Source organism: Klebsiella sp. 4_1_44FAA, assembly GCF_000238715.1.
Classification (GTDB): Bacteria; Pseudomonadota; Gammaproteobacteria; order Enterobacterales; family Enterobacteriaceae; genus Klebsiella; species Klebsiella pneumoniae.
In genome coordinates, this window is the sequence record NZ_JH414801.1 from 66,736 (window position 1) to 81,966 (window position 15,231).

At 57.7% G+C, this 15,231-nt stretch carries 11 protein-coding genes; 8 read left to right on the forward strand and 3 right to left on the reverse strand.

The features are described from left to right. Position 1 precedes the first annotated feature (1 nt). Complete coding sequence (gene mrcA / locus HMPREF1024_RS12330; protein WP_004185951.1) at positions 2–2,560, forward strand: peptidoglycan glycosyltransferase/peptidoglycan DD-transpeptidase MrcA; 2,559 nt, start codon at positions 2–4, stop codon at positions 2,558–2,560. Between the two features lie 53 nt (positions 2,561–2,613). On the opposite strand, the gene nudE is transcribed toward mrcA, so the two are convergent. Then, positions 2,614–3,174, reverse strand: a complete 561-nt coding sequence (nudE, locus tag HMPREF1024_RS12325) for an ADP compounds hydrolase NudE (RefSeq protein WP_002920321.1) — start codon at positions 3,172–3,174, stop codon at positions 2,614–2,616. A gap of 320 nt (positions 3,175–3,494) precedes the next feature. On the opposite strand from nudE, the gene HMPREF1024_RS12320 reads away from it, so the two are divergent. From HMPREF1024_RS12320 to pckA, 5 genes are all read left to right on the forward strand, one after another. After that, a complete protein-coding gene (locus HMPREF1024_RS12320; protein ID WP_004174025.1) occupies positions 3,495–5,624 on the forward strand; it encodes an intracellular growth attenuator family protein in 2,130 nt (709 codons plus the stop codon). Positions 5,625–5,684: 60 nt separating this feature from the next. Beyond that, on the forward strand, positions 5,685–6,368 hold the full coding sequence (gene yrfG, locus HMPREF1024_RS12315) for a GMP/IMP nucleotidase (RefSeq protein WP_004181456.1): 684 nt from the start codon (positions 5,685–5,687) through the stop codon (positions 6,366–6,368). Continuing rightward, on the forward strand, positions 6,365–6,766 hold the full coding sequence (gene hslR, locus HMPREF1024_RS12310; RefSeq protein WP_002920326.1) for a ribosome-associated heat shock protein Hsp15: 402 nt from the start codon (positions 6,365–6,367) through the stop codon (positions 6,764–6,766). The genes yrfG and hslR overlap by 4 nt, the downstream gene beginning before the upstream one ends. 18 nt (positions 6,767–6,784) lie before the next feature. Continuing rightward, a complete protein-coding gene (hslO, locus tag HMPREF1024_RS12305; RefSeq protein WP_004188324.1) occupies positions 6,785–7,669 on the forward strand; it encodes an Hsp33 family molecular chaperone HslO in 885 nt (294 codons plus the stop codon). A 360-nt stretch (positions 7,670–8,029) separates the two neighbouring features. Next, on the forward strand, positions 8,030–9,652 hold the full coding sequence (gene pckA, locus HMPREF1024_RS12300) for a phosphoenolpyruvate carboxykinase (ATP) (RefSeq protein ID WP_002920331.1): 1,623 nt from the start codon (positions 8,030–8,032) through the stop codon (positions 9,650–9,652). Between the two features lie 77 nt (positions 9,653–9,729). On the opposite strand, the gene envZ is transcribed toward pckA, so the two are convergent. Together envZ and ompR are read right to left on the reverse strand one after the other, a co-directional pair. Beyond that, entirely contained in the window at positions 9,730–11,085 is a 1,356-nt protein-coding gene (gene envZ / locus HMPREF1024_RS12295) for a two-component system sensor histidine kinase EnvZ (protein ID WP_002920333.1), read from the reverse strand. Next, the gene (ompR, locus tag HMPREF1024_RS12290) at positions 11,082–11,801 is read right to left on the reverse strand and encodes a two-component system response regulator OmpR (RefSeq protein WP_001157751.1); all 720 of its coding nucleotides are present in this window, start codon (positions 11,799–11,801) and stop codon (positions 11,082–11,084) included. The genes envZ and ompR overlap by 4 nt, the downstream gene beginning before the upstream one ends. Before the next feature lie 227 nt (positions 11,802–12,028). Between ompR and greB the strand changes: the two genes are divergently transcribed. Together greB and HMPREF1024_RS12280 are read left to right on the forward strand one after the other, a co-directional pair. After that, entirely contained in the window at positions 12,029–12,502 is a 474-nt protein-coding gene (gene greB, locus HMPREF1024_RS12285) for a transcription elongation factor GreB (protein WP_002920503.1), read from the forward strand. A gap of 100 nt (positions 12,503–12,602) precedes the next feature. After that, positions 12,603–14,933 (forward strand): Tex family protein, encoded by a 2,331-nt coding sequence (locus HMPREF1024_RS12280; protein WP_004174023.1) that lies wholly within the window; start codon positions 12,603–12,605, stop codon positions 14,931–14,933. The last annotated feature ends 298 nt before the right edge of the window (positions 14,934–15,231 follow it).

The window sequence follows — 15,231 nt, forward strand, 5'->3', positions numbered from 1 at the left end:
GGTGAAGTTCGTAAAGTATCTATTGATCCTTGCAGTCTGTTGCGTACTGCTGGGAGCAGGCTCGATTTTTGGCCTCTACAAATACATAGAGCCGCAACTCCCCGACGTCGCAACCCTGAAGGATGTGCGTTTGCAGATCCCGATGCAGGTCTATAGCGCCGACGGTGAGCTTATTGCGCAGTACGGCGAAAAGCGCCGTATCCCTGTGACGTTGCAGCAAATTCCCCCCGAGCTGGTGAAAGCGTTTATCGCCACCGAAGACAGCCGCTTCTATGAGCACCATGGCGTCGATCCGGTAGGTATTTTCCGCGCCGCCAGCGTGGCGATGTTTTCAGGCCACGCCTCCCAGGGCGCCAGCACCATCACCCAGCAGTTAGCGCGTAACTTCTTTCTCAGCCCCGAGAAGACGTTGATGCGTAAGATTAAAGAGGCCTTTCTGGCCATCCGCATCGAGCAGTTGCTGAATAAAGATGAAATCCTTGAGCTGTATCTGAACAAGATCTACCTCGGCTACCGCGCCTATGGCGTCGGCGCCGCGGCGCAGGTCTATTTTGGCAAACCTATCGACCAACTGACCCTGAGTGAGATGGCGGTGATTGCCGGTCTGCCGAAAGCGCCTTCCACTTTTAACCCGCTCTATTCGATGGATCGCGCGACCGCCCGTCGCAACGTGGTGCTGTCGCGTATGCTGAGCGAAGGATACATCACCCAGGCGCAATACGATGAGGCGCGCAGCGAACCCATCGACGCCAGCTATCACGCGCCGAAAATCGCCTTCTCCGCCCCTTACCTGAGTGAAATGGTGCGCCAGGAGATGGTGAATCGCTACGGCGAGCAGGCCTACGAAGATGGTTATCGGGTCTACACCACCATTACCCGTAAAAACCAGCAGGCGGCCCAGCAGGCGGTACGCAATAACGTGCTGGATTACGATATGCGTCACGGCTACCGCGGCCCGGCCAGCGTACTGTGGAAAGTCGGCGAAACGCCGTGGGAGACGAAGAAGATCGTCGATTCGCTGAAGCGTCAGTCTGGCTACGGTCCGCTTTTCCCGGCGGTGGTCACCTCCGCGAATGCCCAGGAGGCTGTCGCGCTGTTGGCTAACGGCGACTCCGTTTCGCTGACGATGGAGGGCGTGCGCTGGGCCCGTCGCTTTATCTCAGATACGCAGCAAGGGGCGACCCCGCGTAAAGTCAACGACGTTGTGCAGGCCGGGCAGCAGATCTGGGTACGCAAGGTGGGTGACAGCTGGTGGCTGTCCCAGCTCCCGGACGTCAACTCAGCGCTGGTCTCCATTAACCCGCAAAACGGCGCGATTATTGCCCTTGTCGGCGGGTTTGACTTTAACCAGAGCAAGTTCAACCGCGCCACCCAGGCGCTGCGCCAGGTCGGCTCCAACATTAAACCGTTCCTCTATACCGCCGCGATGGATAAAGGCTTAACGCTGGCAAGTATGCTCAACGATGTGCCGATCTCGCGCTGGGATGCGGGCGCAGGTTCCGACTGGCGGCCGAAGAACTCGCCGCCGCAGTATGCCGGTCCGATTCGTTTACGCCAGGGCCTGGGGCAGTCGAAAAACGTGGTGATGGTGCGCGCTATGCGCGCCATGGGCGTAGACTACGCCGCCGAGTATCTGCAGCGCTTTGGCTTCCCGGCGCAGAACATTGTCCACACGGAATCGTTGGCGCTGGGCTCAGCCTCCTTTACGCCCCTGCAGGTCGCTCGCGGTTATTCGGTGATGGCCAACGGCGGCTTCCTGGTCAATCCTTTCTTTATCAGTAAGATTGAGAACGATCAGGGCGGGGTCCTCTTCGAGGAGCGTCCTAAAATTGCCTGTCCGCAGTGTGATTTACCGGTAATTTACGGCGATACGCCAAAATCCAACGTGCTGGAAAACAAGGATGTGGAAGATGTCGCCACCTCCGCGGAACCGCAGAATGGCAACGTGCCGCCGCAGCCGCAGCTGGAGCAGGCCAACCAGTCGCTGGTCGCGCAGAGCGGCGCACAGGAATACGCGCCGCATGTGATTAACACACCGCTGGCCTTCCTGATCAAGAGCGCGCTGAACAGCAACATCTTTGGCGAGCCGGGCTGGATGGGCACCGGCTGGCGCGCCGGACGCGATCTGCAGCGGCATGACATCGGTGGGAAAACCGGGACCACCAACAGCTCGAAGGACGCCTGGTTCTCAGGCTACGGACCGGGCGTGGTGACCTCGGTTTGGATCGGCTTTGACGATCATCGTCGCGATCTTGGCCGGACCACCGCCTCCGGAGCGATTAAAGATCAGATCTCTGGCTATGAAGGCGGTGCCAAAAGCGCCCAGCCGGCCTGGGACAGCTTTATGAAGAGCGTGCTGGAAGGCGTTCCGGAAGAACCGTTAACTCCGCCGCCGGGTATCGTCACGGTGAATATCGACCGTAGCACCGGTCAGTTGGCGAATGGGGGCAATAGCCGGGCGGAGTACTTTATTGAAGGAACCCAGCCCACCCAGCAGGCAGTCCGTGAGGTGGGCACCACCCTGACTGACGGCGGCGGTGAAACCCACGAATTGTTCTGACAAAAAAAGCGCCTGCGGGCGCTTTTTTATTGCTGCTTAGCGTGGACGCTCGTTCAGAGTCGGCCCTGGGCCTGCAGCCATTCCCGCACTAAAAACAACGCGCTGACGTTACGGGCCTCGTTAAAATCTTCTTCATCCAGCAGCGACATCAGCTGCGCCAGCGGCCAGCGCACCTGCGGTAGCGGCTCAGGTTCATCGCCCGGCAGTGACTCCGGATAGAGATCTTCCGCCACCATGATATTCATTTTGCTGGAGAAGTAGGAGGGGGCCATACTGAGCTTCTTCAAAAACGTCAGCTTATTGGCGCCATAGCCAACCTCTTCTTTCAGCTCGCGATTGGCCGCTTCATCCACGGTTTCACCTGGATCAATCAGCCCTTTGGAGAAGCCCAGCTCGTAGGACTCCGTCCCCACGGCATACTCACGAATCAAAATAATGTGATCATCCACAATCGGCACAATCATCACCGCTTCACGGGTGGAAGGCCGCATACGTTCATAAACGCGACGCACACCGTTGCTGAACTCCAGATCGACGCTTTCGACATTAAAGAGGCGCGAACGGGCGACAGTTTCAACATTGAGAATGGTGGGTTTTTGTAATGATTTGCTCATTGTCATCGGTCTATGCTGTGATTAAGCAGTCATTGTGCGATACGCAACACGCTTTCGGCAATCCAAATTGCTACTTATTTACAGAGTTGTAACCTTTTCCCTGCAGGGGAGAAAGTAATAAAGATAAAAAAGTCAATAGCTTGAATTCGCTTTGAGAATTTACCGATTTCTGCGCTTTAACGTTTTTGGTAAGCTTGTGCGCTGCTGCATGACATATTCACTACCCTGTAAGCAGGTGCGCCGCTAACACTGCAGCTTGACGTTAGTCTTCACGTTCACCGACGATTTCGTAAGAAAAAAATAACTTTGATGGGATGGGCATGGGCACCTTTCTGATATTCCTTACAGCTCTGCTAATCTGCGTATTGCTCATCGGATGGTGGTATCGCGCTCACGCCAGACGCCGCCGACTCCCCCTACTGCACGCCTTTAGCGACGCTACCACGCGGCAGCTTCCTGCGGATGAGCGCCAGGCTATTGAGAAGTATGTTGCCGAGTTGAGCCACGCCCAGCAGGTGCCGGCGTCCGGTGCGACCAGCGCGCCTGTCGCTCTGGCGCTGAACGAACAGAGTGATACCGTCTATGCGGTGACACGCGCCATCACCCGCTACGGGATCACCACCGACGCGCCGAATAAATGGCGCTATTTCCTCGATTCGGTTGAAGTTCATCTGCCGCCGTTCTGGGAACAGCATATCAACGATGAAAACAGCGTCGAGCTGATCCCCACCGACAGCCTGCCGCTGGTTATCACCCTTAACGGTCATAGCCTGAGCGACTATCGCCAGGAAGCGCAAAGCTACGCCCTGGAACGCGCTTCGGCCACCCAGGCCTCCATTCGCGGCGAAGAGAGCGAGCAGGTAGAGTTGCGGCAGATCCGTCGGGAAACGCCTGAAGAACACGCTCTGAATCGCCCGGACGGGCTGCGCGAAGCGATCCTGATCGTCGCCTCCTTTCTGTTCTTTTATTTCAGCCTGATTGGGCCAGCTGTCTTTACCCCCTGGCTGGTCGCCGCAGGTTTGTTGCTGCTCGCCGCCGGACTGTGGGGGATTTATGCCCCGCCGCGTCGCGCCGCGCTGCGCGAAATCCATTGCCTGCGGGGCGTCCCTAAGCGCTGGGGATTGTTTGGCGAAAACGATCAGGAGCAAATCAATAACATCTCGCTGGGCATTATCGATCTCATCTATCCGCGCCACTGGCAACCCTGGATTGCCCAGGACCTGGGGCAGCAGACCGATATTGATATCTATCTCAACCGCCACGTGGCCCGTCAGGGACGCTACCTGTCGCTTCATGATGAAGTGAAAAACTTCCCGCTGCAGTACTGGCTACGCAGCGCGATTATCGCCGCCGGCGCCCTGGTGGTGGTGATTATGCTGTGGGCCAGCGTACCGTTGAATATGCCGTTTAAGTTCACCCTGTCGTGGCTGAAGGGCGCGCAAACGATTGAAGCCACTACCGTCAGCCAGCTGGAAAAAGCCCATGTGCGCATTGGCGATACGCTGCGCCTGACCGGTACCGGGATGTGTAATATCCGCACGCCGGGCAGTTGGTCCGCCAAAGAGGATTCGCCGTTCCTGCCTTTCGATTGTTCACAGATTGTGTGGAACGACGCCCCTCCTCTGCCGCTGCCGGAGTCTGACATTGTCAGCAAAGCGACCGCCCTGATGCAGTCCGTCCAGCGCCAGCTGCACCCGGAAACCGACGATGATTCCCGCGTCAGCCCTGCCCTACGCTCCGCCATTCAGAAATCAGGCATGGTGCTACTGGATGATTTCGGCGATATCGTGCAGAAAACTAACGATCTCTGCTCGGCAAAGGATGATTGCCTGCGGCTGAAGAATGCGTTGGTCAATCTTGGCAATACCCGTAACTGGGAAACGTTAACCAAGCGCGCCACCGCCGGCAAGCTGGATGGCGTGAACGTGCTGCTGCGGCCGGTCAGCGCCGAGTCGCTGGAGAATCTGGTGACCACCTCAACCGCGCCCTTTGTGATACGCGAAACCTCACGGGCCGCGCAGGCGCTGAACAGCCCGGCTCCCGGCGGTTTTCTTATCGCCAGCGATGAGGGCAGCGTACTGGTCAATCAGCCGTGGCCGGCGGTGAGTCTGTATGATTATCCGGCCCATGAGCAGTGGGGCGAACTGCGGCGGCTGGCCGGTATGCTCATGCATACCCCCTTCCATGCCGAAGGTATCGTTACCAACCTGTTTACTGACGCCAACGGCACGCAGCATATCAACCTGCATCGCATCCCCGACCGCAGCGGCCTGTGGCGTTATCTGGGCATCACCCTGCTGCTGCTGTCAATGGTGGGGTGCATGGCTTACCACGCCGTGCAGGCCCTGCGTCGTTATCAACGCCATCGTCAGCGTATGGAAGAGATTCAGAAATATTACGAAAGCTGCCTTAATCCGGTTTTGCTCCCCTCATCTGACTCGCAAGATTAATTTTCCCGGCGACAGGGTGTGATACCCTGTCGCCCATTTTCCGCTCGCTGGAGAGTCATCATGCACTTTGATATCGCCTGGCAGGAGGTCGATACCGTTCTGCTGGATATGGACGGCACGCTCCTGGACCTCGCCTTCGACAACTACTTCTGGCAAACGCTGGTGCCTGAAACCTGGGGGGCCGCCCGCGGCCTCAATTTGCAGGAGGCGAAAGACGCCATGCGCCAGGAGTATCACGCCGTGCAGCATACGCTAAACTGGTACTGTCTGGATTACTGGAGCGAGCGCCTGGGTTTGGATATTTGTGCGATGACCAGCGAACAAGGTCCGCGCGCCACGCTGCGCGAGGATACCGTGCCGTTCCTTGATGCGCTCAAGGCCTGCGGTAAGCGACGCATTCTGTTGACCAATGCCCATCCCCACAATCTGGCGGTGAAGCTCAAACACACCGGCCTGGACGCGCACCTTGATTTATTACTTTCCACCCACACATTTGGTTATCCGAAAGAGGATCAGCGTCTGTGGCGCGCCGTGGCGGAGGAAACTGGCCTTGAGGCGCACAAAACGCTGTTTGTCGACGACAGCGAGGCGATACTGGATGCCGCGAGGGAGTTTGGCATTCGTTACTGCCTGGGTATTACCAATCCTGACTCCGGACTGGCGGAAAAGCAGTATCTGCGCCATCCGGGGCTGAATGATTACCGACGACTGATCCCTTCGCTTACCCCGAAGGAGAGGCGATGAAAGAGAAGCCCACCGAAACCGTCAGACTGGACAAATGGCTTTGGGCCGCCCGCTTTTACAAAACCCGCGCGCTGGCGCGGGAAATGATTGAAGGCGGCAAGGTGCATTACAACGGACAACGTAGCAAACCCGGAAAAATCGTCGAACTCGACGCCATGCTGACGCTGCGCCAGGGCAACGACGAGCGGACGGTGCGCATTATCGGCATTACCGAACAGCGCCGCCCGGCAAGCGAAGCCGTCAACCTGTATGAAGAGACGGCGGAGAGTATCGAGAAGCGTGAAAAAATGGCCCTGGCGCGCAAAATGAACGCCCTGACCATGCCGCACCCTGACAGACGTCCGGACAAGAAAGAGCGCCGCGACCTGATGAGATTTAAACACGGCGAGAGTGAATAACTCGCGCCAGAAAGAGAGATGATTATGACTCAACACGATCAATTACATCGTTATCTGTTTGAAAACTATGCCGTGCGCGGCGAGCTGGTGACGGTGTCGGAAACCCTGGAACAGATTCTGGCGAATCACACCTATCCCCAACCGGTCAAAACGGTGCTGGCGGAGCTGTTGGTCGCCACCAGTCTGCTGACCGCGACGCTGAAGTTTGCCGGCGACATTACCGTACAGCTGCAGGGGGATGGCCCTTTACAGCTGGCGGTGATCAACGGCAATAACCAGCAGCAGCTGCGCGGCGTCGCGCGCGTGCAGGGCGAGATTGCGGACGATGCGGATCTGAAAACGATGGTCGGCAACGGCTACCTGGTCATTACCATCTCTCCGGAAGAAGGTGAGCGCTATCAGGGCGTGGTCGGTCTGGAAGGCGATACGCTGGCCGCCTGCCTGGAAGATTATTTCCAGCGTTCAGAGCAGCTGCCGACGCGCCTTATCATCCGCACCGGCGATCATGAAGGCCAGCCGATGGCGGGCGGGATGCTGCTGCAGGTGATGCCGGCGCAGGATGCCCAGACTGCCGACTTCGAGCACCTGGCGACGCTTACCGAGACCATTAAGGCGGAAGAGCTGTTCACCCTGCCGGCAAATGATGTGCTGTGGCGTCTGTACCATGAAGAAGAAGTCACGGTCTACGACCCGCAGAGCGTGGAGTTCAAGTGCACCTGCTCCCGCGAACGCTGCGCCGGCGCGCTGAAGACGCTGCCGGATGAAGAGATTGATAGCATCCTCGCCGACGAAGGCGAAATTGATATGCACTGCGACTACTGCGGTAACCACTATATCTTCAATGCCATGGATATTGCCGAGATCCGTAATAACGCCTCTCCGGCCGATCCGCAGGTTCATTAATCCCCGCATCTTTCTCAGGCACAGGGCGGCAATGTTGTTTGTCGCGTTGTGCCTGACTTTTAATTTATTCGCGAGTTGAATCGATTTTCCCTGAAAGAGTTACGTAATTTAATTTCAGGAAAGCGATTACATTCACATTTCGGCAGTTTTTTTAATTACTTTTTAACCATTGAGAAACATCTAACCCCACCATCCGCCCATTTCCTGAGATAATCCACTCCACTTCGTGACAGGAGTCACCGTTTTTATCGTCATTCTGAGGAATGTCGAGATACGTAAATCTATGAGCCTGGTCGCGGTCAATACCCGGCAATTAACCCTACAATTTACAGCAGTACATCTTGGCTAAGGAGCAGTGACATGCGCGTTAATCATGGTTTAACCCCGCAGGATCTCAAGGCTTATGGTATCAATGACGTCCAGGATATCGTCCACAACCCCAGCTACGACATGTTGTTTCAGGAAGAGCTCGACCCGAACCTGGAAGGCTACGAACGTGGCGTATTAACCACTCTGGGTGCTATCGCCGTCGACACGGGCATTTTTACCGGTCGTTCTCCGAAAGATAAGTATCTCGTGCGCGACGACACCACCCGCGACACCGTCTGGTGGTCCGATAAAGGCAAAGGTAAAAACGACAACAAGCCGCTTTCGCAGGAAACCTGGCAGCATCTGAAAGGGCTGGTGACCCAGCAACTGTCCGGTAAACGCCTGTTTATCGTCGACGCTTTCTGCGGCGCCAACGCCGATACCCGTCTCAGCGTACGTTTCATTACCGAAGTGGCCTGGCAGGCGCACTTCGTTAAAAACATGTTCATCCGTCCGAGCGATGAAGAGCTGGCTGAATTCGAGCCCGACTTCATCGTGATGAACGGCGCGAAATGCACCAATCCGCAGTGGAAAGAGCAGGGCCTCAATTCGGAAAACTTCGTCGCCTTCAACCTCACCGAGCGCATTCAGTTGATCGGCGGCACCTGGTACGGCGGCGAGATGAAGAAAGGGATGTTCTCGATCATGAACTACCTGCTGCCGCTGAAGGGCATCGCCTCCATGCACTGCTCAGCCAACGTCGGCGAGAAAGGCGATGTCGCCATTTTCTTCGGCCTCTCAGGCACCGGCAAAACCACCCTCTCCACCGACCCGAAACGCCGCCTGATTGGCGATGACGAACATGGCTGGGATGACGACGGCGTGTTTAACTTCGAAGGGGGCTGCTACGCCAAGACCATCAAGCTCTCTGAAGCGGCCGAGCCGGATATCTATCACGCCATCCGCCGCAACGCCCTGCTGGAAAACGTGGTGGTACGCGCCGACGGCACGGTCGATTTCGATGACGGTTCAAAGACCGAAAATACCCGCGTCTCCTACCCCATCGACCACATCGACAACATTGTTAAGCCGGTGTCTAAAGCGGGTCACGCTACCAAAGTGATCTTCCTGACGGCCGATGCGTTCGGCGTCCTGCCGCCGGTCTCCCGCCTGACCGCCGACCAGACGCAGTACCATTTCCTGTCCGGGTTTACCGCCAAACTGGCCGGCACCGAGCGCGGCGTAACCGAACCCACGCCAACCTTCTCCGCCTGCTTCGGCGCCGCCTTCCTGTCGCTGCACCCGACGCAGTACGCCGAAGTGCTGGTCAAACGCATGCAGGCGGCTGGCGCGCAGGCTTATCTGGTCAATACCGGCTGGAACGGCACCGGCAAGCGCATCTCGATTAAAGATACCCGCGCGATCATCGACGCCATCCTCAATGGCTCGCTGGACAACGCGGAGACCTTTACCCTGCCGATGTTTAACCTGCAGATCCCGACGGCGCTCCCGGGCGTGGATACCCACATCCTCGATCCGCGCAGCACCTATGGTTCCCCGGAGCAGTGGCAGGAAAAAGCCGACCAGCTGGCGAAGCTGTTTATTGAGAATTTTGAGAAGTATACCGATACGCCAGCGGGCGCCGCGCTGGTGGCGGCAGGACCGCAGCGCTAACGGGCGCAAAGGTGAAAAAGCCGGGCTTGCCCGGCTTTTTATTGTGCAACATCCTGAGCAGCTAACCGCGGGCGCGATCAGCTCTCCCTGGCGGGTTTCATCGGCGCCAGCATCCGGTGCACCGGCAGCCAGGCGCGGATCAGTAACCCGCCGCGTTCGCTGGAGCCAATCTCCAGCCGGCCGTTGTGATTGTCGATAATACGCTGAACAATCGCCAACCCCAGCCCGGTGCCGCTGGTGCTGCGGGCGCTGTCGCCGCGTACAAACGGCTGAAACAGGTGCTCCCGCTGCTCAGGTTTAATCCCCGGTCCGTCATCTTCTACCTGGAACCAGGCCCGGCTCGCTTCGCTGCCGCTGCTGACCTTGATCCAGCCATTGCCATAGCGGGCCGCGTTGACCACCATATTCGCCAGCGCGCGCTTGATAGACAGCGGGTGCATACGTACCGGAATTTCGCCGGCCTGCAGGGCGGTGGCGATTTCCCGCTCATAGCCGCTCTCCGCAGCGATCACTTCCCCCAGCACCGCATTCAGATCCGCCAGCTCCATCGGCATCTCCTGCCCGGTGCGCAGATAGTCGATAAACTGCTCGATGATGGCGTTGCACTCTTCGATATCTTTGTTGATCGACTCCGCGAGATAGCCGTCCTGCTCGCCCATCATCTCGGTGGCCAGACGAATGCGGGTCAGCGGGGTTCGTAAATCATGACTGACCCCGGCCATCAGCAGCGTACGGTCATCAGCCAGCTGCTTCACGCCCGCCGCCATATGGTTAAAGGCGCGCGTCACCGAACGCACTTCGGAGGCGCCATACTCGCGCAGCGGCGGCGGAATAATGCCGCGCCCGACCTGCAGCGCCGCGTGCTCCAGATCCACCAACGGGCGGTTCTGAATACGAATAAACAGCCAGGCGCCGCCTATCGCCAGCAGCATGATCGCCAGGGTATAGCGGAACAGCGGCGAGAAGTCGCCCTGATGGATCTCGGTCAGCGGCACCCGCACCCAGATATTGGGCGACAGCCAGGTCTTCAGCCACACCACAGGGGAGCTTTTATTGACCTCTACCCGCACCTCTGTGGGGCCACCAAGCTGATGGGCCATCTGCTGACTTAAGAATTCATAATGCTGCGCCCAGCGCAGGCCTGCGTCTTCCGCCGCTTCATTGGAATAGAGCGAAATCCCCAGCTCGCGATAAATTTCACGACGAAACGCCGGGGGCACCACCAGCTGGGTGCCATCCTCCAGCTGCAGTTTGTCGGTCATCAGCATACGCACTTCGTAGGCTAACACTTTATTAAACTGCTGGAGACTCGGCAGGATCGCGAAATTCAGTACCACCAGATAGGTCGTCACCAGGCTGACGAACAGCAAGGTGACGATCAGGAGCAGTGTGCGAGCAAAGGAGCTGCGCGGCGAAAAGCGCACGCGTTTCATGCCTTAGAACCGTCCGGGACGAAGACGTAGCCCAGACCCCAGACGGTCTGGATGTAGCGCGGATGCGCCGGGTCCTCTTCCACCATGCGGCGCAGGCGGGAGATCTGTACGTCGATGGAGCGCTCCATCGCAGAGTATTCGCGGCCGCGGGCGAGGTTCATCAGCTTATCGCGCGACAGCGGCTCACGGGGATGGCTCACCAGCGCCTTCAGGACCGCGAATTCGCCGCTGGTCAACGGCATCGGCTCGTCTTCACGGAACATCTCGCGGGTGCCTAAATTCAGTTTGAATTTACCAAAGGCGATAACCGCCTCTTCCTGCGACGGCGCGCCCGGCAGCTCGTTCGCCTGGCGGCGCAGCACCGCCCGGATGCGGGCCAGCAGTTCGCGCGGGTTAAACGGCTTCGGAATATAGTCGTCAGCCCCGATCTCCAGACCCACGATCCGATCGACCTCTTCGCCTTTCGCCGTCACCATAATGATCGGCATCGGGTTACTCTGGCTGCGCAGACGACGGCAGATAGAGAGACCATCTTCGCCCGGCAGCATCAGATCCAGCACCATCAGGTGGAAGGATTCACGGGTTAACAGACGATCCATCTGTTCGGCGTTCGCCACGCTACGAACCTGGAAGCCCTGCTCGGTCAGATAACGCTCGAGCAGCGCACGCAGGCGCATGTCGTCATCCACAACCAGAATCTTATAATTCTCTTGCATTGTTTGTACTCCCAAAGGTTCACTGCAATAGTCAGTGCGTATTCTCAAAAAAGCCCGGCGCGCTCACCAGCTAAATCTGGTATATATTCCAGGCTAAATTGTTACAAAGCATATTTAACAGCAGGTTAAGTATACATTTAATCATAAGACACAGTATTTATCCTGTCGGTATTATTACGCGCTACAAATTGTGCGCAACGACAGACAGTCAGAAGGTTGAACTCACGATGAAAACGCCGCTGATCACCCGCGAGGGATATGAAAAACTGAAGCAGGAGATGGACTACCTGTGGCGCCAGGAGCGTCCGGAAGTGACCAAAAAGGTGACCTGGGCCGCCAGCCTCGGCGACCGCAGCGAGAACGCGGACTACCAGTACAACAAAAAGCGCCTGCGGGAGATCGATCGCCGGGTCCGCTATCTGACCAAATGTCTGGAACAGTTGAAAATCGTCGATTACTCGCCGCAACAGGAAGGTAAAGTCTTCTTCGGCGCCTGGGTAGAGATTGAAAACGATGAAGGCGATATCAAGCGCTTTCGCATCGTCGGTTACGATGAAATTTTTGGCCGCAAAGACTATATCTCCATCGACTCGCCGATGGCGCGCGCACTGTTAAAAAAAGAGGTTGGCGATCTGGCCATCGTCAACACGCCGGCGGGCGAAGCCAGCTGGTATGTCAACGAGATCGAATACGTTAAATAGACAAGAACTTTCCGAGAGACGCCCGGCGCGGCTGGTATTTTTAGCCGTCAGTCCGTATAACTAGTCCCTGTTTTTTGACCCTAAAGATGAATTAAAAGCCATGATGAATGATTCGCTCTGCCGCATTATTGCGGGTGAACTTCAGGCCAGAGCCGAACAGGTAGAAGCTGCCGTTCGCCTGCTTGATGAAGGGAACACCGTGCCGTTTATTGCACGTTATCGTAAAGAAGTCACCGGCGGTCTGGATGACACGCAACTGCGTAATCTGGAAACTCGCCTCGGCTATCTGCGCGAACTCGAAGACCGTCGTCAGGCGATCCTCAAATCCATCGCTGAACAGGGCAAACTGACCGACGCGCTGGAAAAAGCCATCAACACCACGCTCAGCAAAACCGAACTGGAAGATCTCTACCTGCCGTACAAGCCGAAGCGCCGTACACGCGGGCAGATCGCTATCGAAGCCGGGCTCGAACCGCTGGCTGACCTGCTGTGGAACGAACCGGCCCACGATCCGGAAGCGGAGGCCGCAAAATATATTGATGCCGATAAGGGCGTAGCCGACAGCAAAGCGGCCCTGGACGGCGCGCGCTATATTCTGATGGAGCGGTTTGCCGAAGACGCCGCGCTGCTGGCGAAGGTCCGTGACTATCTGTGGAAAAACGCCCACCTGGTCTCCACCGTCGTCAGCGGTAAAGAAGAGGAAGGCGCTAAATTCCGCGACTACTTCGATCACCATGAACCGATCGCCACCGTGCCGTCGCATCGCGCGCTGGCGATGTTCCGCGGTCGCAACGAAGGCGTCCTGCAGCTCTCTTTAAACGCTGACCCGCAGTTTGACGAGCCGCCGAAAGAGAGCCACGGCGAGCAAATTATTATCGACCACCTGGGCCTGCGCCTGAATAACGCCCCGGCGGACAGCTGGCGTAAAGGCGTCGTCAGCTGGACCTGGCGGATCAAAGTCCTGATGCATCTCGAAACCGAGCTGATGGGCACCGTGCGCGAACGCGCGGAGGACGAGGCAATCAACGTCTTCGCCCGCAACCTGCACGATCTGCTGATGGCCGCGCCCGCCGGGCTGCGCGCCACCATGGGACTCGATCCGGGCCTGCGCACCGGGGTGAAAGTGGCCGTCGTCGACGCCACCGGTAAACTGGTCGCCACCGATACCATCTATCCCCACACCGGCCAGGCCGCCAAAGCGGCCGTCGCCGTCGCCGCGCTGTGTGAGAAGTACAACGTTGAGCTGGTGGCCATCGGCAACGGTACCGCCTCGCGTGAAACCGAGCGTTTCTTCCTCGACGTGCAGAAACAGTTCCCGAAGGTCACCGCCCAGAAGGTGATCGTCAGCGAAGCCGGGGCTTCCGTTTACTCCGCCTCCGAGCTGGCGGCGCAGGAGTTTCCGGACCTCGACGTGTCGCTGCGCGGCGCGGTCTCCATCGCCCGCCGTCTGCAGGATCCCCTGGCCGAGCTGGTGAAAATCGACCCGAAATCCATTGGCGTCGGCCAGTATCAGCACGACGTCAGCCAGACCCAGCTGGCGCGTAAGCTGGACGCGGTGGTGGAAGACTGTGTGAACGCCGTCGGCGTTGACCTGAACACCGCCTCCGTTCCGCTGCTGACCCGCGTCGCCGGCCTGACCCGCATGATGGCGCAGAACATCGTCGCCTGGCGCGACGAGAATGGTCAGTTCCAGAACCGCCAGCAGCTGCTGAAAGTCAGCCGTCTGGGGCCGAAAGCCTTTGAACAGTGCGCGGGCTTCCTGCGTATCAACCACGGCGACAACCCGCTGGATGCCTCCACCGTTCACCCGGAAGCTTACCCGGTGGTCGAACGTATTCTGGCCGCCACCCAGCAGGCGCTAAAAGATCTGATGGGCAATAGCAGTGCGCTGCGCCACCTGAAGGCAGTGGACTTCACCGATGAGAAGTTTGGCGTCCCGACGGTCACCGACATTATCAAAGAGCTGGAAAAACCGGGCCGCGATCCGCGTCCGGAGTTTAAGACCGCGAAGTTCGCCGATGGTGTGGAGACCATGAATGACCTGCTGCCGGGAATGATTCTGGAAGGTGCCGTCACCAACGTCACCAACTTCGGCGCGTTTGTTGATATCGGCGTTCATCAGGACGGACTGGTACACATTTCGTCGCTTTCTGACCGGTTTGTTGAGGATCCGCACACCGTGGTGAAAGCGGGCGACATCGTCAAGGTCAAAGTGATGGAAGTCGATCTGCCGCGTAAGCGTATCGCCCTGACCATGCGTCTCGACGAGCAGCCGGGCGACAGCAACGCCCGCCGCGGCGGTGGTCAGGAGCGCCCGCTGGGAAATCGCCCGGCTGCGAAAGCCGCCAAAACCCGCGGTCGCGAGGCGCAGCCTGCCGGCAACAGCGCGATGATGGATGCCCTCGCCGCAGCGATGGGTAAAAAACGCTAAACTCTCCCTGCCCCTTTTTCAGGGGCAGTTTTTTTTCATGACCAGGCCATCGCCATCACGCGCAAAACAGCTTCAGTTGTTTCTGATAACCTGCTTTTATTCCACGCCTGAAAGGCAGCGAAATTAACATTTTCATTTCGTTAACTTCAGAAACCTTAATTAAACATTAGATCGCCGAAATAATATTTCGCGCATTTTTGATTACAGGCTGACTTTGCGGCATATCAATAAAAAGGTGATTTTCACTTTAAAAATAGCCTGCAGCGCATCATATGTATTGATGATAAAAACCATTCTC

Coding starts and splice junctions, on each gene's coding strand:
- pckA (WP_002920331.1), top strand. CDS start 8,030: ATGCGCGTTAATCATGGTTTAACCCCGCAGGATCTCAAGGCTTATGGT.
- nudE (WP_002920321.1), bottom strand. CDS start 3,174: ATGAGCAAATCATTACAAAAACCCACCATTCTCAATGTTGAAACTGTC.
- hslO (WP_004188324.1), top strand. CDS start 6,785: ATGATTATGACTCAACACGATCAATTACATCGTTATCTGTTTGAAAAC.
- envZ (WP_002920333.1), bottom strand. CDS start 11,085: ATGAAACGCGTGCGCTTTTCGCCGCGCAGCTCCTTTGCTCGCACACTG.
- ompR (WP_001157751.1), bottom strand. CDS start 11,801: ATGCAAGAGAATTATAAGATTCTGGTTGTGGATGACGACATGCGCCTG.
- yrfG (WP_004181456.1), top strand. CDS start 5,685: ATGCACTTTGATATCGCCTGGCAGGAGGTCGATACCGTTCTGCTGGAT.
- greB (WP_002920503.1), top strand. CDS start 12,029: ATGAAAACGCCGCTGATCACCCGCGAGGGATATGAAAAACTGAAGCAG.
- HMPREF1024_RS12320 (WP_004174025.1), top strand. CDS start 3,495: ATGGGCACCTTTCTGATATTCCTTACAGCTCTGCTAATCTGCGTATTG.
- HMPREF1024_RS12280 (WP_004174023.1), top strand. CDS start 12,603: ATGATGAATGATTCGCTCTGCCGCATTATTGCGGGTGAACTTCAGGCC.
- hslR (WP_002920326.1), top strand. CDS start 6,365: ATGAAAGAGAAGCCCACCGAAACCGTCAGACTGGACAAATGGCTTTGG.